18 protein-coding genes are annotated in these 19,040 nt (G+C 67.5%); 10 read left to right on the forward strand and 8 right to left on the reverse strand.

The window, feature by feature from the left end:
- Positions 1–2 precede the first annotated feature (2 nt).
- The 5 genes from LQG66_RS20390 to LQG66_RS20410 form a co-directional block, all read right to left on the reverse strand.
- The gene (locus LQG66_RS20390; RefSeq protein WP_231317475.1) at positions 3–3,176 is read right to left on the reverse strand and encodes an efflux RND transporter permease subunit; all 3,174 of its coding nucleotides are present in this window, start codon (positions 3,174–3,176) and stop codon (positions 3–5) included.
- Positions 3,169–4,164, reverse strand: coding sequence for a divalent metal ion exporter adaptor subunit IhpB (gene ihpB, locus LQG66_RS20395; RefSeq protein ID WP_231317476.1), 996 nt, complete (start codon positions 4,162–4,164; stop codon positions 3,169–3,171). Before ihpB ends, LQG66_RS20390 begins: the two co-directional genes overlap by 8 nt.
- Entirely contained in the window at positions 4,161–5,429 is a 1,269-nt protein-coding gene (gene ihpA / locus LQG66_RS20400; protein ID WP_231317477.1) for a divalent metal ion exporter subunit IhpA, read from the reverse strand. The genes ihpB and ihpA overlap by 4 nt, the downstream gene beginning before the upstream one ends.
- 58 nt (positions 5,430–5,487) lie before the next feature.
- Positions 5,488–5,808 (reverse strand): hypothetical protein, encoded by a 321-nt coding sequence (locus tag LQG66_RS20405; RefSeq protein ID WP_231317478.1) that lies wholly within the window; start codon positions 5,806–5,808, stop codon positions 5,488–5,490.
- Positions 5,809–5,929: 121 nt separating this feature from the next.
- Positions 5,930–6,514, reverse strand: a complete 585-nt coding sequence (locus tag LQG66_RS20410; RefSeq protein WP_231317479.1) for a LysE family translocator — start codon at positions 6,512–6,514, stop codon at positions 5,930–5,932.
- 369 nt (positions 6,515–6,883) lie between these two features.
- Here LQG66_RS20410 and LQG66_RS20415 point away from each other — a divergent pair, with 369 nt between their 5' ends.
- From LQG66_RS20415 to LQG66_RS20450, 8 genes are all read left to right on the forward strand, one after another.
- Positions 6,884–8,359 carry an amidase gene (locus tag LQG66_RS20415; protein WP_231317480.1) on the forward strand — a complete coding sequence of 492 codons (1,476 nt, stop codon included), beginning with the start codon at positions 6,884–6,886 and terminating at the stop codon, positions 8,357–8,359.
- Between the two features lie 242 nt (positions 8,360–8,601).
- A complete protein-coding gene (locus LQG66_RS20420) occupies positions 8,602–8,787 on the forward strand; it encodes a DUF2256 domain-containing protein (RefSeq protein ID WP_231317481.1) in 186 nt (61 codons plus the stop codon).
- Between the two features lie 13 nt (positions 8,788–8,800).
- On the forward strand, positions 8,801–9,253 hold the full coding sequence (locus LQG66_RS20425) for a DUF3429 domain-containing protein (RefSeq protein ID WP_231317482.1): 453 nt from the start codon (positions 8,801–8,803) through the stop codon (positions 9,251–9,253).
- Between the two features lie 66 nt (positions 9,254–9,319).
- Complete coding sequence (locus LQG66_RS20430) at positions 9,320–10,090, forward strand: aspartate/glutamate racemase family protein (RefSeq protein WP_231317483.1); 771 nt, start codon at positions 9,320–9,322, stop codon at positions 10,088–10,090.
- Between the two features lie 356 nt (positions 10,091–10,446).
- Positions 10,447–11,532 carry an ABC transporter ATP-binding protein gene (locus tag LQG66_RS20435; RefSeq protein WP_231317484.1) on the forward strand — a complete coding sequence of 362 codons (1,086 nt, stop codon included), beginning with the start codon at positions 10,447–10,449 and terminating at the stop codon, positions 11,530–11,532.
- Between the two features lie 31 nt (positions 11,533–11,563).
- Positions 11,564–12,610 carry an ABC transporter substrate-binding protein gene (locus LQG66_RS20440; RefSeq protein WP_231317485.1) on the forward strand — a complete coding sequence of 349 codons (1,047 nt, stop codon included), beginning with the start codon at positions 11,564–11,566 and terminating at the stop codon, positions 12,608–12,610.
- 4 nt (positions 12,611–12,614) lie between these two features.
- Positions 12,615–13,484 (forward strand): ABC transporter permease, encoded by an 870-nt coding sequence (locus LQG66_RS20445; protein WP_231317486.1) that lies wholly within the window; start codon positions 12,615–12,617, stop codon positions 13,482–13,484.
- On the forward strand, positions 13,481–14,296 hold the full coding sequence (locus tag LQG66_RS20450) for an ABC transporter permease (RefSeq protein ID WP_231317487.1): 816 nt from the start codon (positions 13,481–13,483) through the stop codon (positions 14,294–14,296). The genes LQG66_RS20445 and LQG66_RS20450 overlap by 4 nt, the downstream gene beginning before the upstream one ends.
- A gap of 10 nt (positions 14,297–14,306) precedes the next feature.
- On the opposite strand, the gene LQG66_RS20455 is transcribed toward LQG66_RS20450, so the two are convergent.
- The gene (locus tag LQG66_RS20455) at positions 14,307–14,648 is read right to left on the reverse strand and encodes a hydroxyisourate hydrolase (protein ID WP_231317488.1); all 342 of its coding nucleotides are present in this window, start codon (positions 14,646–14,648) and stop codon (positions 14,307–14,309) included.
- Between the two features lie 29 nt (positions 14,649–14,677).
- Here LQG66_RS20455 and LQG66_RS20460 point away from each other — a divergent pair, with 29 nt between their 5' ends.
- Together LQG66_RS20460 and LQG66_RS20465 are read left to right on the forward strand one after the other, a co-directional pair.
- Positions 14,678–15,871 carry an MFS transporter gene (locus tag LQG66_RS20460; protein WP_231317489.1) on the forward strand — a complete coding sequence of 398 codons (1,194 nt, stop codon included), beginning with the start codon at positions 14,678–14,680 and terminating at the stop codon, positions 15,869–15,871.
- On the forward strand, positions 15,858–17,210 hold the full coding sequence (locus tag LQG66_RS20465; RefSeq protein ID WP_231317490.1) for an amidase: 1,353 nt from the start codon (positions 15,858–15,860) through the stop codon (positions 17,208–17,210). Before LQG66_RS20460 ends, LQG66_RS20465 begins: the two co-directional genes overlap by 14 nt.
- On the opposite strand, the gene puuE is transcribed toward LQG66_RS20465, so the two are convergent.
- A complete protein-coding gene (puuE, locus tag LQG66_RS20470) occupies positions 17,201–18,628 on the reverse strand; it encodes an allantoinase PuuE (RefSeq protein ID WP_231317491.1) in 1,428 nt (475 codons plus the stop codon). The genes LQG66_RS20465 and puuE overlap by 10 nt on opposite strands.
- A 5-nt stretch (positions 18,629–18,633) precedes the next feature.
- Positions 18,634–18,990 carry a hydroxyisourate hydrolase gene (uraH, locus tag LQG66_RS20475; RefSeq protein ID WP_231317492.1) on the reverse strand — a complete coding sequence of 119 codons (357 nt, stop codon included), beginning with the start codon at positions 18,988–18,990 and terminating at the stop codon, positions 18,634–18,636.
- Positions 18,991–19,040: the final 50 nt, after the last annotated feature.

Here is a 19,040-nt window from a genome sequence, read left to right on the forward strand (position 1 = left end):
GGCTACGCCACCCGCGTCTCCCGCCTGAACAGCACATAGAGCGCCGGCAGTACGAGCAGGGTCAGCACCGTCGACGAGATGATGCCGCCGATGACGACGGTGGCGAGCGGGCGCTGCACCTCGGCGCCGGCGCCGGTGGCGAGCGCCATCGGCACGAAGCCGAGCGAGGCGACCAGCGCCGTCATCAGCACCGGCCGCAGCCGCGCCAGCGCGCCCTCCTCCACCGCGGCAAGCACTGAGCGTCCCTCCTGACGCAGCCGCTCGATGAAGGCGATGATGACGAGACCGTTGAGCACGGCGACGCCTGAGAGTGCGATGAAGCCGACGCCGGCCGAGATCGACAGCGGCAGGTCGCGCAGGATCAGCGCCGCGATGCCGCCGGTCAGCGCCAGCGGCACGCCGGAGAACACCAGCGCGGCATCCGCCAGCGAGCCCATGCTCATGAACAGCAGCAGGAACACCAGGGCCAGCGCGACCGGCACCACGATCGTGAGCCGCTTGGTCGCCGACACCAGCTGCTCGAACTGGCCGCCCCAGCCGATCCAGTAGCCGGGCGGCAGTTTCACCTTCTCGGCGACGGCGGCTTGCGCCTCGGTGACGAACGAGCCGAGATCGCGACCGCGAACATTGGCTGATACGACAATGCGGCGCTTGCCGTTCTCGCGGCTGACCTGGTTCGGACCCGGCGCCGAGGCAATGGCGGCCACCGACGACAGCGGGACATAGCGCGGCTGAGTGGCCGTCGCGCCCGACAGCGCCGTGCGTAGCGGCGCGGCATTGGGCTCGTCGCCCGCGGGTAACGGAATCGGGATGGCGCGGATGGCGTCGAGATTACCGCGCAGGCGCTCGGGCAGCCGCACGACGATGTCGAAGCGGCGGTCACCGTCGAACAGTTTTCCCACCGCCTTGCCGCCGACCGCGATCTCGACCACGTTCTGCACCTCGGCGACGCTGAGGCCGTAGCGCGACAGCGCCTGGCGATCGATCTTCACGGTCAGGATCGGCAGGCCGGCGACCTGCTCGGTCTTGACGTCGGTGGCACCATTGACGCCGCGGATCGCGGCTTCCACCTGACGCGCCGCGCCCTGCAGGATGTCGAGATCGTCGCCGAAGATCTTGACGCCGACGTCGCTGCGCACGCCGGAGATCAGCTCGTTGAAGCGCAGCTGGATCGGCTGCGAGATCTCGTAGTTGCTGCCGGGGATCTCGTCGGCCGCCTGCTCGATCTCGGCGACGAGTTGCGCCTTCGGCTTCGACGGGTCGGGCCACGCGGCGCGCGGCTTCAGCATGACGTAGCCGTCGCCCTGCGACGGCGCCATCGGATCGGTGGCCACCTCGGCGGTGCCGATGCGGGTGAAGACGTCCTTCACCTCGGGTATCAGGCGCAGCCGCGACTCCAGCGCCTTCTGCAGATCGACCGAGAGCGTGAGGCTCGTTCCGGGAATGCGCAACGCCGCGAGCGCCACGTCCCCTTCGTCGAGGCTGGGAATGAACTCGCCGCCCATCCGCGTCGCCGCGAAGCCGCTGACCGCGACGATCACCACCGCTGCGGCAGCTACCGTCACGCGATAGGCGATGACGCCGCGCAGCAGCGGCGCGTAGATCCGCCGCGCGCCGCGCATGACCAGGTTCTCCTGCTCGGAGACCTTGCCGGTGACGAAGATCGCGATCGCGGCCGGCACGAAGGTGATCGAGAACAGCACGGCCGCGCCGAGCGCCATCAGCACCGTCAGCGCCATCGGCGTGAACATCTTGCCCTCGACCCCGGTCAAGGTCAGCACCGGCAGGTAGACGACCGCAATGATGCCAGTGCCGAACAGGCTCGGCCCGATCACCTCGCGCGCGCCGCTGACGATGGTCTGCAGCCGTTCGGACCTGGTGAGCAGGCCGCCCTTGCGGTGCTGCGCCTCGGCCAGCAGCCGCAGGCAGTTCTCGACGATGATGACGGCGCCGTCGACGATGATGCCGAAATCGATCGCGCCGAGGCTCATCAGATTGGCGCTGACCCTGGTCTCGACCATGCCGGTGATCGTCATCGCCATCGATAGCGGGATGATGCAGGCGGTGACCAGCGCGGCCCGGATGTTGCCGAGCAGCAGGAACAGCACGACGACGACGAGCGCGGCGCCTTCGAGCAGATTCTTTTCCACGGTGCGGATCGTCGCTTCGACCAGATGAGTGCGGTCATAGAGCGTCCGCGTGATCACGCCCTCGGGCAGCGATCTCGCGATCTCGTCAAGCCGGGCAGCGACGCGCCTTGCAACGCCGCGGCTGTTCTCGCCGATCAGCAGCATCGCGGTGCCGAGCACGGTTTCCTCGCCGTTGAGCGTCGCAGCGCCGGTGCGCAAATCGCGGCCCTCCGTGACCTCGGCGACGTCGCCGATGCGCACCGGCGTGCCGCCGCGGGCACCGATCACGATGTCCTTGAGCTCGGCGGCGCTGCCGACCTGGCCGGGCGCGCGCACCAGATATTGCTCGCCGTTGCGCTCGATATAGCCGGCGCCGACATTGGCGTTGTTGGAGGCGAGCGCGGCGATGACGTCGCGGAAGCTGATCTTGTAGGCCATCAGCCTGCCGGGATCCGGCAGCACGTGGAACTGGCGCTCGAAGCCGCCGATGGTGTTGACCTCGATCACGCCGGGCACGCCGCGCAACTGCGGCCGGATGATCCAGTCCTGGATCGTGCGCAGATCGCTGGGTGAATAGTCGGCCCCATCCGGTGTCTTGGCGTCCTTCTTCGCCTCCACCGCGTACATGAAGATCTCGCCGAGCCCGGTCGAGAGCGGCCCCATCGCGACCTCGACGCCGGGCGGCAGCTGGTCCTTGATCTGCTGGATGCGCTCATTGACCAGCTGGCGCGCGAAATAGATGTCGGTGCCGTCCTGGAACACGACAGTGACCTGGCTCAGGCCATAGCGCGACAGCGAGCGCGTGGTGTCGAGCCGGGGCAGGCCGCCCATCGCGGTCTCGACCGGGAAGGTGATGCGCTGCTCGGTCTCGAGCGGCGAGTAGCCCGGCGGCTTGGTGTTGATCTGCACCTGGACGTTGGTGATATCAGGCACGGCGTCGATCGGCAGGCGGGTGAAATTCCAGGCGCCGAAGGCAGCGGCGGTGAACGAGACGAACAGCATCAGCCAGCGCTGGCGCACGGCGAGCGCGAGGATCGCATCAATCATGCTCGGCCTCCCCCTTGCCCATCTCCGCCTTCACCACAAAACTGTTCTCGGCGACGTAGTGCTCGCCGGCGGACAGGCCGTCGCGGATCTCGACGTAGCTCGGATCGGACTCACCGAGCGCCACGGGGCGCGCCTCGATCTTGTCGCCCTCCTCGCGCACGAACACGACGGTCCTGTTTTCCAAGGTCTGGATCGCGCTGGCGCGCACGGCAACCGCGACGCTGCGCTTGGCCAGAACGAGTCGCGCGGTGACGAACAGGCCGGGACGCAGCCGGCCGTCGGCGTTGGCCAGCACGACGCGGGCGAGCGCGGTCTGCGTCTCGCTGGCGCCGACGGGGGCGATGTAGGAGACGTTTCCCTTGATCACGCCGCGTCCGTCATCGGGATCGATCAGCACCTCGTCGTCGAGCCGGACGCGCCGGAGGTCCTGGCGATAGATCGACAGATCGACCCAGATGGTCGAGAGATCCGCGACCACGAAGGCCGGCTTCTGCTCGGAGGCGTATTCACCGAGCGAGATCTGGCGATCGATGATGGTACCGCCGAGCGGCGCCTTGAGATCATAGGCAGTCAGGCTCTGATTGCTTTCGATCGACGCGAGCAGCTCGTCCTTGGCGACGGTGTCGCCGATGCGCTTCCTGATCGCGCGAACGATGCCGGGAAAGCGCGGCGTCACCTGCACCAGCGCCTCCTGGTTGGCCCTGAGCACGCCGTTGAACGACAGCGTGTCCGACAAGGTCGCCGGCCCCGCCTCGGCGAGCGTGACGCCCGCGGCGGCGAGTTTCACGTCGCTGATGCGGATGCGATCCGCGCCATGCTCGTCCTGCTCGACGTGATCCTTCGGTACCGCGCGCTCGTGCTTCTCGGCATGATCTGCATCGCCGACGGTCGCGTCCGTGCGCGGCGCCGCGTCGAGCAGCAGGCGCGACGCACCAGCGCCAGCTGCGGCCGCGAGGATCGCAATGACGATGACGATGGACGTTTTCATCGCGCAGTCTCCCGTATCAAAGTGAAGGGGCGGCCGACGAGCCCCTCGATCGTCGCGGTGGCAACGTGGATGTTCTGCAGCGCCTCCTGCTCGCGCAGCCGTGCCTGCGCCACGCTCGCCTGGGCATCCAGCACTTCCAACAGCGTGAACCGACCGGCGCTGTAACCCTGCGCGATCTCGTCCGCCGCCTCCTGCGCCCGGGGAAGCGCAATCTCGCGCAGCACCGACAATTCACGCAGCGACCCCTGCAGCGAGTCGTAGGCACGACCGGCGATCACGAGCAGTGCGTTACGGTTGGCCTTGCGCTCGACCTCGGTCTTGGCGAGGCTTTCCTGGGCTGACAGGATGTTGCCCTGGTTCTGGTCGAACACGGGAATGGGCACGGAGACGCTGAGCCTGACGGCATCGTCCTGGGTGTCGTTGAAATGGCGCCAGCCGGCGCTGACGCGCACGTCGGGATAGGGCTTCAGCCGCGCCAGCAGCAGCTCGGCGTTGCGCTGCGCGTAGACGGCAGTCCAGCGCACGAGCTGCGGGTTGGCGTCGATGGCGGCGATGACGCCCTGGAACGACGGTGGCTGTCCGCTGGCATCAAAGCGCCCCGACACCGCGGCGAATTTCGGCGAGGTATCGCCGAGCAGCACCGCGAGCTCGCGCCGCGCACTCGCCAGGGTGGCCTTGACGCGTTCGCGATCGGCGCGCACCAGCGCCGAGGCGACCTCGGCACGCCCGGTCTCCGCCGGCGACGAGGCACCAGCCTCGACCCGCCGCCGCAGCAGCGGCGTCAGCCGGTCGAGCGCGGCGACCTGATCATCGAGGATCTGGATGCGGCGCTGGGTCGCGAGCACCGTGACGAAGGCGATCGCCGTCTCTGACAGAACCTCGAGCCGCACCGCCTGGAGCTGGATCGCGGCGACCTGCACGCCGGCCTGGCCGGCCGCAATGCGCGCATCGCGCTTGCCGAACCATTCGAACGCCTGGCTGATCTGCAGGGTGGTCTCGGCCGACCGTGTACCGCGGTATGGACCCGAGCCGAACGAATTGTCCTGCTCGTAGGAGAGCTCGGGATTGAGCAATGCGCCGGCCTGCAGGCGCTGCCCGCCGGCGATGCCGATGTCGCGGTCGGCGGCGGACAGCCGCGGATTGGCGGCGAGCGCACGCGCGAGCGCCTCGCGCATGGTCAGAGGCTGCGCGGCCGCGGCGTGCACGGACACGGCGAGCAGGGCTGCAACGCAGGCAACGCGCGCAGCCATCCCGGGGAATGGCATGAAGATGAACCTGTCTTGACGAGCAATGATGGACGGCTTGGCCGTCCGGCACGTGGCGTCAGGTCAGGTGTCTGGGCGGTGGGGACTCGGACTCGGACAGAACCCCGGCGCGAAGCACCGGAATGGCCCAGTCCGTCGCGGCGACCATGTCGGCCGGAATCACTGCGAGCTGCAGCTGTGGCACGGCAACCGAGAAGCAGCCGTGGCAGTGATGATCCGCCGTGCCGCGCTGATCGGAGTGATCCGCCTGGTCGAGCAGAGACGCGATCTCCGGCTTGCCGGCGGAGGCATGGGCGACGTCGAGATCACAGGCACCGTGCAGCGCGCCCGCGAGCAGATAAGCCAACATCACGCACAGCGCCGCGATCCGGCGCAGCATGCGCGGGCGGCTCGTGAGATATCGTCGACCGATGATGCGCACCGCGCCCCCTGTTGGTGCAGCGGATAGCACGCGGCTCGCACCGTTGTCGATCAGCAACAATGTAACAAGGGGAACCGCGTCACAGCACGGCAAGCGCAGGAGCGAGGATCACGCAGGCCAGCAGCGCCAGGGCCGCCGCGCTGCAGCGATAGCCGAGCGTCGCCGGCACGAGACCGCCGAGACCGCGACGCAGGGTCGCGCCGAGCAGCAGCCAGCCGCCTCCGATCAGCATGGTCGAGAAGCCGAGCGCGATCAGGAACGGAAGCAGGCTCGCGGCATCGGCTGCCGACGGCAGCAGCGTGAACGCGAAGATGATGGCCTTCGGATTCAACAGCGTCGTGATGAGCACGCGACGGGATGTGACCGGCGCAACATCGACGACGGACGCGCCGCCATGGCGCCAGAGCGCGACCGCAAGGTGCAGCAGGTACAGCACGACCGCGACGCGCAGAGCATGGCCGACGAGCGGTGCGGTTGCGATGACCGGACCGAGCACGACGCGCAACGTCAGGATTGCGAGCAGGTAGCCCGCAAGTTCGGCCAGGAGCAGATGAACGGAATAGCGTACGCCCCGGCTCGCGCCCGCAGTCGCCAGCAGCGTGTTGGTCGGGCCGGGCGTTGCCAGCAGAGCCGCGGCCGACAGAACGAAGATCAACAATTCCATGTCGCTACTCACCACGCACGCGGCACGGCCGCCTTGACCAGGGTCAATATCACGGCGGCCCCATGCCGGTGGGCTTGATGGTCGTGTGCGACCCCGTGCGGTTCTTGGTCACCTGTCCTTTGACCTGAGCGTTTGGTCCCACTTTCCGGCACCGCTCGCTCGTAGGTCATTCGTTGATATCTGCGCTACCGGCGGTACACCGTGCCGCATGAGCGCCCCGTATTGGCGGCATGCAGTGCGCTTGATTGACTTGGGGCCTCTGCCCACTAAGGTTCGCGTCGCCGGATATTGAACTGCGACTGATCATGGCACGGCCGCCGCGCCCGCGCGCGAGGCAACGATGATCGCGGCGCGAAGGATCGGATAAGAATGACTTTGGCGATGAGCTGGGACGAGTGGGCCCGGCATGATGGCATGGCGCTCGCAGCACGGGTCAGGAGCGGCGAGCTGACCGCGGCGGAATTGGCAAGCCAGGCGGCAGCAGGAATCGCCAAGGTCGATCCGACGCTATCCGGCGTCGTGGAAGTGTTCGCCGACGCGGTCGAAGATCCGGCCAAGGCCGGCGCGAATCTCGCCGGTCCATTCGCCGGACTGCCGTTCCTGATGAAGGATCTCGGACCGACGATGGCCGGACGCCTGCAGGAGCAGGGCTCGCTGTACATGCGCGGCAACCGTCCCGCCGCCGACACGCACCTGACGGCGAAGATGCGCAAGGCCGGCCTCAATTTGATGGGGCGCACCACGACGCCGGAATTCGGCGTCTGCAGCTCGGCGGAAAATCCCGCGGTCTACGTCACGCGCAATCCCTGGAACACGGACTACACGACCTGCGGCTCGTCGGCCGGCAGTGCGGCGATGGTCGCCGCCGGCGTGGTGCCGATCGCGCATGCGACCGATGGCGGCGGCTCGATCCGCATCCCCGCCGGCGTCAACGGCAACATCGGCCTCAAGGTCTCGCGCGGCGTGTTCTCGATCGCGCCGCATCTGTCGGATCTCTCCGGCCTCGTCTCGATCCAGGGCTGCCAGTCGCGCAGCGTGCGCGACACCGCGGCCTTCGTCGATCATTGCCGTGGCGGCGCGCCGGGCGAGTTCATGCCGTACTGGACCACGCCGGAGCCCTATGTCGAACTGATCAAGCGTGATCCGGGCAAGCTCAGGATCGCGCTGTCGCATCAATGGGGCGACTACCGCGCGACGCCGCACATCGCGGCCGAGCTGGCGCGCGTCGGCAAATTCCTGGAGGGCCTCGGCCATCACATCGGCTACGCACTGCCGGAGGTGGACTATCGTGCGGCGTTCGCGGCCCAGACCACCTGCTACATCTCCAACTTCGCCATCGTCATCAACAACCTGCTCGCTTCGCGCAAGCTCGACCGGCCGCCGACCGACCTGATCGAGCCGGTCAACATCCGCATCTGGGAAGCCGGCCGCGACACCAGCTTCGCCGAGCGCGCCGCGATGCAGGCGGTGTTCAACACGACCTCGCGCGCGTTCGGCGCCTTCTTCGAGGCGTGGGACATCATCCTGACGCCGATCACGGCGCTGCCGACGCCGAAGATCGGCACCACCGAATATCTGACGATCAGCGACAATCCTGATGTGCTCGACTGGTTCGAGAATCTGTGGCGCAACTTCGCGTTCACGCCGCTGGCGAACCTCTGCGGCGTCCCGGCGATCTCGCTGCCGCTCGCCACCAACGAGCACGGCTTGCCGCTCGGCATCCAGGCGATCGGCAAGCAGGCCGACGACGGCCTGTTGCTGCAGCTGGCGGCCCAGATCGAGCGCGCCATCGACGGTCGATGGAACGGCGGCGCGACGCCGGCCGTGCATGTGACCAAGGCGTAGCCCGGACACGTGCCGCGAACGACAGGTTGATCCGAATTCGCCGTTAAATCGTTGCAGCCCATGAACAGCTCTTCGGCTGTCCAGGCTGCGGCGAGGGCAACGTGACGGATCAGCCGGCGGTGAAGCAGGATCGTAAGGCGGGGCCGCGCCGAACTTCAATGCGGCACGGCGTGAAGCTGGACTTCTTCCCCCGCGGCGGCTTCTACGACTGGCGCGGGACGCCGGTCCGGTGGTGATGCGACATGCCGAAGATGCGCCGCAAGGCTGACCTGCCGACCAGGATCTGCGCCGCCTGCGGCCGGCCGTTCGCGTGGCGGAAGAAGTGGGCATGGGACTGGGCGAACGTGAAATTCTGCTCCGATCGCTGCCGCGCCGAACGTGGCCGGACCGCCGCGGCGACGCCCGCCATAATCCCGATCGAAACATAAGAGAGCGTGCGCCATGATGTCAGGCATCCCGGCTCCCATGCGAACCCTTGGCCTCGCCGGGCTGATCCCGTTCATGGGCCTCGCCGCTCTCGTGATCGCCGGCGATGAGCCAACCCGGATGACGGCCCTGCGCGCGCAGGTTGGCTACGGCGCCGTCATCCTCAGCTTCCTCGGTGCGGTGCATTGGGGTCTCGCCGTGCAGGCGCCCGCACTTGCGAATTGGCCCCGCATGACTTGGGGCGTTACACCCGCTTTGGTCGGCTGGACCGCGCTGGCGCTGCCGGCTGTGTCATCGCTGGTGCTGCTCACGTCCGCTCTGCTCGCGGCGCTCATCGTCGACGAGTTCTATTTCGGCAGCGGCGGCGAACGCGCCTGGTTCTTGAAGCTGCGGCGGCTGCTCAGCCTCGGCGCGACGCTGGCCCTGCTCGCGACCTTGATCGCCCTCGTCGTCAAGGGCATGCCCTGACCGGGCGAGCGCTGTGGACAAGACGGCGATCCCTCGGGCAAGCTCGCGCATCCCTCGCGAGGCGCCATGAACATCCTGCTGCTCAATCCCAACATCCGCACCGACATCACCGATCTGATGCTGCAGGTCGGCCGCGAGGCGGTGGCACCCGGCACGACGCTGATCCCCTGCACCGCGCCGCGCGGCGTGCCCTATATCGCAACCCGCGCGGAAGCACAGATCGGCGGCGCCGTCGCGCTGGAGATGCTGGCCGAGCGCAACGGCACCTTCGACGCCGCGATCATCGCCGCGTTCGGCGATCCCGGCCTGTTCGCGGCGCGCGAGCTGTTCGACGTGCCGGTGATCGGGCTCGCGGAAGCGGCGATGCTGACCGCCTGCATGGCCGGGCGGCGTTTCGCCATCGTCACCTTCGCGCAGGCCTTGGGGCCCTGGTACGAGGAATGCGTGCGCATGCACGGGCTGATGGAGCGCTGCGCCGGCATCCGCATGCTCGACGGCAGCTTCAAGCAGATCTCCGACGTGCAACATGAGAAGGAGGAGCTGTTGGTCGAGCTGGCGCTACGCGCGGTCGAGGAGAACGACGCCGACGTGCTGATCTTCGCCGGCGCGCCGCTGTCCGGGCTCGCCGCCCGCGTCGCGCATCGCATTCCCGTGCCGGTCGTCGACCAGGTGATTGCCGCGGTGAAACAGGCCGAAGCGCTGCTGGCGCTGAAGATGCGCAAGGCGACCGCCGGCACGTTCCGGCGACCGGCGGCGAAGCCGACGACGGGCTTGGCGGAGGCACTGGCGGCGCGGCTGGAGCATCGCGACGGGTCGTCGGACTGCGTGGACCGATAAGCCCCGCGCTGTCTCCTTCGTCATTCCGGGACGCGCGCGGCGACGAAGTCGCCGGACAGCGCGAGCCTGGAATCCATAACCACGACTGTCCGTGCGGACCCGAGATGTCGCCACGCCCGTCTCGCCCGAGAACGACCGCCTGTGGCTATGGATTCCGGGCTCGCCCTTCGGGCGCCCCGGAATGACGTGCTGAGAGGGCAAGCCACTAGCTGAGCGCAGCGAACCGGCAGGGACTCAAAGCTCCACGGCTGAAACACTCGCATACCGGCCACGAGCTCCCTTGTACACAAACAGCCGCCGCTGCCTGAAAAGACGGCATGCTTCTTGCTTTTTCAAACGAGTTGAGCAGGAAGCCAATGGCCAGCGTATCGGAAGCCAAGTCGCTCGTTCTGGATCGGATCACCCACCGCTTCGCGAGCGGAACGATGGCTGTCTCCGACATCAATCTCGATGTGAAAGGCGGCGAGATCATCGCCCTGCTCGGCCCCTCCGGCTGCGGCAAGACCACGCTGCTGCGCATCATCGCCGGCTTCATCGGCCAGAGCGAGGGGCGCGTCATCATCGGCAACGACGTCGTCGACGCACTGCCGCCCAATCGCCGCGCGGTCGGCATCGTGTTCCAGAACTACGCGCTGTTTCCGCACCTCTCGATTTCCGAGAATGTCGGCTACGGCCTCGCCGCGCGCGGCGTCGACAAGGCCACGCGCAACAAGGAGGCGCAGCGCCTGCTCGACATGGTGCAACTCGGCCCATTCGGCGAGCGGCTGCCGCGCCAATTGTCCGGCGGCCAGCAGCAGCGCGTGGCGCTGGCGCGCGCGCTCGCGATCAAGCCGTCGATCCTGCTGCTCGATGAGCCGTTCGCGGCGCTCGACAAGAATCTGCGGTTGGACATGCAGATCGAGGTCAAGCGGCTGCAGCGCATGGCCGGCACCACGACCTTGATCGTGACCCACGACCAGGAGGAGGCGCTGTCGATGGCCGACCGTGTCGCCGTGCTGAGTCATGGCCATCTCGAGCAGTTCGGCACGCCATCCGAGATCTACGACGAGCCGCAGACGCTGTTCGTCAACACCTTCGTCGGCACCGCCAATCGGATGAAGGGCACGGTGCTTGCGACCGATGCTGGCCGCGTGCGGGTCGGCCTCGACGCCGGCGGCGAGATCATTGCGCGCGCGCCGAAGCCGGTCAGTGCCTCAGACAAGGTCACCGTCTGCCTGCGTCCCGAGCATCTCACCTTCGTCCGCGACGACACCGGCTTCGCCGGCGACATCGGCATGGCGCTGCCGCTCGGCGCCACCGTCGTGCATGAGATCAAGACCAAGGACGGCGGCAGCATCAAGATTTCGCAGGCGCGCAGCGGCGACACCCCGCTGCGCGATGCCGGCACGCCGGTGCGGGTTGCACCGCTGGCGCCGGGGCTTGCCACCGTATTTCCGGCCTAGACAACGATTCAGATCGAGATGGGAGTGAGACATGATGCTTGACCGACGACGGCTCCTGACCAGCGCCTTGACGCTGGGCGCCATGCACGCCTTCCCGGGCCTCAGCCTCGCGCAGGCGCGGCCGCTGGTGTTCGCGACCTTCACCGGCAGCTGGGAGGAAGCGCACAAGGCGGTCTTGGTGCCGGCCTTCCGCAAGGCCAATGCCGACGCGGCCATCGTGCTCGATCCGATGCTGTCGGTCGACCAGATCGCCAAGGTCAACGCCGCCAAGGCCAACCCGCCGATCGACGTCATGCTGCACGATCCGGGCCCGGCGCTGGTCGCGATCGGCCAGGATCTGGTCGATCCGTTCCCGGCCGACAAGAGCGCCTATTACAAGGACCTGATTCCGGAAGCGCAGGACGCGATGGGCCCGGCGCCGTTCTTCCAGGTGGTCGGCCTGACCTACAATCCGGAGACCGTGAAGACGCCGCCGACCTCGTGGGCCGACCTGTGGAAGCCCGAGTTCAAGGGCAAGGTCGGCATCACCAATCTGAACTCGACGCTCGGCACCGGCTGGCTGGTCGAGATCGCGCGCATGCGCGGCGGCTCCGAGGCCAATGTCGATGAAGGCTTCAAGGCGCTGGAGGAGCTGAAGCCCAACCTTGCCGCGGTCGCCGCCAATCCGGGCGCGCTGGCGACGCTGTTCCAGCAGGGCCAGATCGACATCTCGCCCGGCAATTTCAACGCCATCCAGATCCTCAAGGCGCGCGGCGTTCCGGTCGAATTCGTGGCGCCGAAGGAAGGCGCGATCGCGTTCAAGACCACGATCCACATCGTCAAGAACTCGCCGAACAAGGAGCTCGCCTTCAAGCTGATCGAGGCGGCGCTGTCGCCGGAGGTCCAGACCACGCTGATGAACTCGCCCTATCTGATCGTGCCGACCAACACCAAGGTCGCCATGACCGGCGAGATCGCGAAGGTGCTGGCCAAGGACACCGAGGAGCTGAAGAAGAAGTTCGTGTTCCAGGACTGGAAGAAGATCAACGAGCAGCGGGCATCCTGGATCGAGAAGTTCAATCGCGACATCAAGATCTGACACGATGAAGAGCGCCACGACCGCACCGGGCGACGTGACCAGCTTCAGCCTCGGGCTTGCCTTGCCCCTGACTGCAGTGTTCGCGATCTTCTTCGTGCTGCCGCTGGCGCAGCTGTTCTATCTGTCGCTGCACAACGACACCGCGGCGACGGTGTGGGGGCTCGGCCAGTACATCAAGTTCCTGACCGACCCCTTCAGCCTCTCCGTGCTCGGCTCGACGCTCCTGCTTGGTGCCGAGGTCACGCTAGCCTGCCTCGTGCTCGGCTATCCGATCGCCTGGCTGTATCAACGCTCCGGCAGCCGGGTGCAGACCTTGATCATCATGATCGTGCTGCTGCCGCTGCTGACGAGCGTCGTCGTCCGCACCTTCGCCTGGATCGTGATTCTGGGCCGGCAGGGCATCATCAACTCCGTGCTGCAGTCACTCGGGTTGATCGGCACGCCGCTGCGCATGATCTATACGCAAGGCGGGCTGGTGGCGGCGCTGGCGCAGGTGCAGATGCCGCTGATGGTGCTGCCTCTGATCACCGCGATCGGCCGCATCGACGTCAACCTCGGCGACGCCTCGGCCTCGCTCGGCGCCGGCAGCTGGCGCACCTTCTTCAAGATCATGCTGCCGCTGTCGATGCCCGGCATCATCGCCGGCTGCACCCTCACCTATGCCGCGGCGATCACCGCCTTCATCACCCAGTCGCTGGTCGGCGGCGGGCAGATGCTGTTCATGCCGATGTATCTCTATCAGCAGGCCTCGACCTTGCAGAACTGGCCGTTCGCGGCGGCGATTTCGATCATCTTCCTGTTCGCCGTGCTCGCCATCGTCGCTTTGTTCTCGACGCTCGGACGGCGCGCCCGCGGCTATGGAGACGCCCGATGAGCCGCAGGCAGACGAATTTCGAAGCGCTGAGCTTCCAGATCGTGATGACGGTCATCGCCGTGCTGGCGCTGGTCCTGATCGTCTCGCCGTCGCTCGTCGTCGTGATCGTCTCCTTTACCTCGGGCTTCTCGCTGAAATTTCCGCCGCCGGGCTATTCGACACGCTGGTACGTCGAATTGTGGAACGCCTGGCAGCTGCAGTTCGCCGCGCGCAACAGCGTCGTCGTCGCGCTGTGGTCGACCGGGCTGTCGATCGTGCTCGGCGTTGCAGCCTCGCTTGCGATCTCGCGTTCCAAGAGCCTGACCGCGAAGCTGCTCGATTCCCTGTTCATGTCGCCCTTGGTGCTGCCGGCGCTGGCCTTCGGCCTTGCGGCGCTGATGTTCTTCTCGCTGATCGGCCTGCCGGTGTCGCTGCTGACGCTGGTGATCGGCCACACCATCGTCTGCGTACCTTACGTGGTGCGCAACACCGTCGCGGCGCTGGCCCAACTCGAACCGACCTTGCTGGAGAGCTCGGCGATCCTCGGCGCGTCCAGGCTCTACACCTTCCGGCGCATCGTGCTGCCGCTGATCCGCCCGGGCATCATCTCCGGCGCATTCATCGCCTTCATGTCGTCGTTCGACAACGTCCCGGTGTCGCTGTTCCTGCGCGACGCCGCCACCGACATGCTGCCGATCCGGATGTGGCAGGACCTCGAAGGCAAGCTCGACGTCACCATCGCCGCACTGTCGAGCGTCCTGATCATCGGCACGGTGGCGCTGATGGCGATCATGGAGCGCACCACCGGCCTGTCGAAGCGCCTGACCGGCTGACGCAGACTTTCTAAGCGCCGCGGAACAGCGAATAACCCCAGGGCGTGAATTTCAGCGGCAGATGGAAATGCTCCTCGACCTTGTCGATCGCGAAGCGAAACGGCACGATGGTCAGGAATTTCGTCTGTGCCCCCGCCCCGAAGAACTCGCCGAGATGGAACAGCACCTCATATTCGCCGGCGGTGACGCCGTCGCCCTTGACGACCGGCGCCTGAAGGGTGCCGTCGGCGCCGAGCTCGCCTTCGGCAAGCAGCGTGCGATCGGGCGCCACGCGCCAGATCGCGACCCGCAGTCCGAGCGCCGGACGCCCATTCGCCACGTCGACTGCGTGAACCGAGATACCGCCGGCCATTTCGTACTCCACCCTCAGGTCATGGCGGCATGATAGACGCGAAACCTGCCGCGGCGCCAGCCGTACCGCTGTGGCCTGCGCTGGCCGCGATGACCGCGCTGCAGGCGCTGGTGTCGCTGGCGCTGTTCGCGCCCGGCACGGTGGCGCCGCGCGCAGGCCTCAGCATCGAACAGCTGTCGCTGTTCTCGACTGCGGCGTTCGCTATCAGCCTCGTCTCCTCGTTCTGGGGCGGCACATTGGTGCAGAAGCTGGGCTCGCTGCGGGTCGCGGCTCTGTGCGCCGTCGCCGTCAGCGCGGGCATGTCGCTCGCGCTGTTCGAGAGCGGATGGGCCTTGCTCGGCGCCGGGCTGATGCTGGGGCTTGCGGTCGGACCGGAAACGCCGGCGAGCTCGGCGCTGCTGGGACGGCTGGTGCCGGCCGAGAAGCGGGCGATGGTGTTTTCGATCCGGCAGACCGGCAGCCAGATCGGCGCCGTGGTCGGCTCGCTGGTGCTGCCGCCGATCGCGGTGATGATGGCGCCGAGCTCCGCCTATGCCGCCGTCATCGTCTGTGCCGCCATCGCCTTCGCCGCCTTCGAGTGGTTGCGGCCGGCCTACGCCATCGCGCCGGTGGTCATGCCGCGGCTCGGCCTCTCCGAGCGGCTGCAGCTGATCAGCGCCGACCGCCGCATGGCGGCGCTGGCCATTGCCTCGATCCCGTTCAGCGGCATGCAGGTGATCCTCAACACCTGCTTCGTCAGCTTCGGCACCGCGGAGCTCGGGCTGAGCCATGTCGAAGCGGGCTGGGTGCTGGCGTCGGCGCAAGGCGCCGGCATCCTCGGACGGCTCGGCTGGGGCGTCGTCGCCACGAGGCTGCGCTCGGCACGCGCGGTGCTGGTGATGGCGGGCGTGGGTATGGCGATCTGCGCGCTGCTGCTGGGTCTTTGGGGTCCGCTGCTGAGCAGGCCGATCCTGATTCTGCTCACCTTCGTATTCGGTCTGACCGCGAGCGGCTGGAACGGCGTGTTCATTGCCGAGATCGCCAATCTCGCCAAGCCTGGTCGTGTTGCAGAAGCTACCGGCGCGGTGCTGACCGCTTCGTTTCTCGGCCTCGTCGCGGCGCCTCTGCTCGTTGCCGTACTGACACCGCGCGTCGGGCTTGGCGGTAGCTTCGTCGCGCTTGGATTGACGGCGGCTGCGGGTGCGGCCGTGCTGCTGATGGAGCGATCATATGCGCGCAAATGAGATCGCAAGCGCCGTCAGCGCGCGGCAGACCACTGCGAGGGAGATGGCTGAGCAGGCGCTGGCGCGCATCGATGCTGCGCGCGACCTCAACGCTGTCGCCACCATCGATCCGGAGAGAACGCGCGCGGAGGCCGACGCTGTCGACACGCGTGTCGCCGCCGGCGAGACGCTGGCGCTCGCCGGCGTACCCATCGTGGTCAAGGACAACATCTGGGTCGCAGGCTGGCGCATCACGCAGGGCTCGCGGCTATTTGCTGACTTCACGGCGACAGAGGATGCAATCGCGATCGCGCGGCTGCGCCGCGCCGGCGCGGTCATCGTCGGCATCGGCGCGACGTCCGAGTTCGCCTGCAAGGGCGTCACGACCTCGTTGCTGTTCGGACCGACTGTTCATCCGCAGGACCCGCGCCTCACGCCCGGCGGCTCGTCGGGCGGACCGGCCGTCGCGGTGGCCGCGGGGCTCGTGCCGCTCGCGATCGGCACCGATGCCGGCGGCTCGAGCCGGCGGCCGCCGGCCCATGTCGGCGTGGTCGGCTTCAAGCCGTCCTATGGCGCGATCCCCTACGGACCCGGCTTTCCCGAGCCGTTCTGGGGCATCTCGGTGATCGCGCCGATTGCGGCCGATGTCGGCGACGCCGAGCTGGCCTTCGAGGTGATGAGAGGGGCCGATCCGCGCGACCCGCATTCGTTCAACGTGCCGCCGGCAGATCTTGCCAAGTCGCTGCGCGTGGCGTTCTCGCCGCGGCTCGGGCTGGATGTCGCGGTGGATGACGAGGTGAGCACGGGCCTGCAGCAGGCGATCGATCGGCTCCGCGCCAGCGGCATGTCGATCGTGAACTCGGACCCCATCTGGCCAGCGGGCCTCGCCGAGGATGCCGTGATGCCGCTGCAGCATGCCGGTCTCGCCGCGCTCTACGGCGACGCCTTCAGGCGTGACTCGTCGCAGTTCGATCCCGACATCGCCAAGCAGATCGAGCGCGGCCTCGGCCTGAGCGGGACCGATGTCGGCCGCGCACTGGAGGCGAGCGCACGGATCGCGCGCGCTTTTGCCAGCTTCTTCATGGAGGTCGACGTGCTGCTGGCGCCGACGGTGCCCTGCGTCGCCTGGCCGCTCACGCAGCTCGGCCCGGCTGAGATCGGCGGCAGACCGGCGAGCCCGCGCGCGCACGCCGTGTTCACACCTTACGCCAATCATGCCGGGGTGCCTGCGATCTCGATTCCCTGCGGCAGCAACGCCATCGGCCTGCCCTTCGGTCTGCAGCTGATTGCGGCCCGCGGCCGCGATCGCCTGCTGCTTGACGTCGCCGCGCAAGCTGAACGGATACTCGCTCAGCCCTGATCGAACTTCTTCGCCAGCCTTGCGCGGGTGATGTGGCCGATCTGGTCGATCGCGTTGACGATCTCGGTGTCCTGATCGTTGCTGATCCGCCGCTCCATCTCGGCAATGACGGAGGCGCGGTCGGCGTGCAGCGCCAGCGCCACGATCAGCGGCATGGTGAACTTGTCGCGATAGCGGCGGTTGATGTCGGAGACGCGCTCGAACTCGGCGCGCGTGAGCGAGGTGAAGCCGAGCCGGCCCTGCTCGCCGATGGAGTCATCGGTCATATCGCCCGCCAGCGCCTCGCGGCCCGCCAACTCCGGATGGGCGCGGATCAGCTTCAGCTTCTCGTCGCGGCTCATGGCGCGGACGACGTTCATCAGCGTGGAGTGCAGGGCATCGGCGGTATCGTCGAAGGCGGACAGGCCGGCGCGATAGGCGCGGTCGGCGATCTCCGGCGTGTGCTCGAAGATGTCGCCATAGCGCTCGACGAACAGCACGCGGGACATCTGCGACGGCCGCAACACCCCGGCCGGCGGATGCGTCCTGATCCAGTGCCGGGCGATGTCGAGCCGGGTCGCGACCCAGACCTTCTCATGCGCCATGATGTAATCGAGGAAGCGCGCGAGCGCCGCCGCGCGCCCGGGGCGGCCGACCAGACGGCAGTGCAGCCCGACCGATAGCATGCGCGGGCTCTCCGCGCCTTCGGCGTAGAGCGTGTCGAAGCTGTCCTTCAGATAGGCGAAGAACTGGTCGCCGGAATTAAAGCCCTGCGGGGTCGCAAAGCGCATGTCGTTGGCGTCAAGCGTATAGGGCACGATCAGATGCGGGCCGTGTGGTCCCTCGATCCAATAGGGCAGCTCGTCGGCGTAGGAGTCGGCGCTGTAGACGAAGCCCTGCTCCTCCAGGACGATGTCGAGCGTGTTGGCCGAGGTGCGCCCCTGGTAGAAGCCGAGCGGTCGCTCGCCGGTCAACTCGGTATGGAGGCGGATCGCCTCTTCGATATGGGCGCGCTCGTCGGCCTCGGAGACATCGCGATAGTCGATCCATTTCAGGCCGTGCGAGGCGATCTCCCAGGCCGCCTCCTTCATCGCGGCGACGGCCTCCGGATTGCGCGCCATCGCGGCGGCGATCGCGAACACCGTGACCGGCAGCTTGCGGGCGGTGAACAGGCGCCACAGACGCCAGAAGCCGGCGCGCGAACCGAATTCGTAGATCGACTCCATGTTCATGTGGCGCAGGCCCGGCCAGGGCTGGGCGCCGACGATCTCGGACAGGAACGCTTCGGAGGCGGCATCGCCATGGAGGATGTTGTTCTCGCCGCCCTCCTCGTAGTTGATCACGAACTGCACGGCGATGCGGGCGTCGCCGGGCCAGCCCGCATGCGGCGGGGTGCGGCCGTAGCCGACCATGTCGCGCGGATAGGGATCATTGGTCATCCGGCTCAACTCCCACGATAGGTCTGATAGCTCCAGGGGGTCGCGAGCAGCGGCACGTGATAGTGCGCGCCGGCGTCAGCGACCGCGAAACGGAGTGGGATCAGATCGAGAAACAGCGGATCTTCGGCGGCGAGGCCGTGCGCCTTGAAATAGGCCCCCATATGAAAGGTCAGCATGTAGGTGCCGGTCGTGAGTTCATCCCCTGCCAGCATCGGCTGGTCGGTGCGCCCGTCGGCATTGGTCCGGACCTGCTTGACGCGACGCCAGGAGCCATCCGGCTCCAGGGCATCGAGATCGATCGCGACGTCGGCGGCGGGCTTGCCCCTGACCGTGTCCAGAATATGCGTGCTCAGGCGGCCCATCCGTCGTCCCTTCTGTTGTCTCCAAAGACTATCAGCGCCCGGTTAAAGGT

Origin of the sequence: Bradyrhizobium ontarionense (genome assembly GCF_021088345.1) — a bacterium.
In the GTDB taxonomy this organism is placed as follows: Bacteria; Pseudomonadota; Alphaproteobacteria; order Rhizobiales; family Xanthobacteraceae; genus Bradyrhizobium; species Bradyrhizobium ontarionense.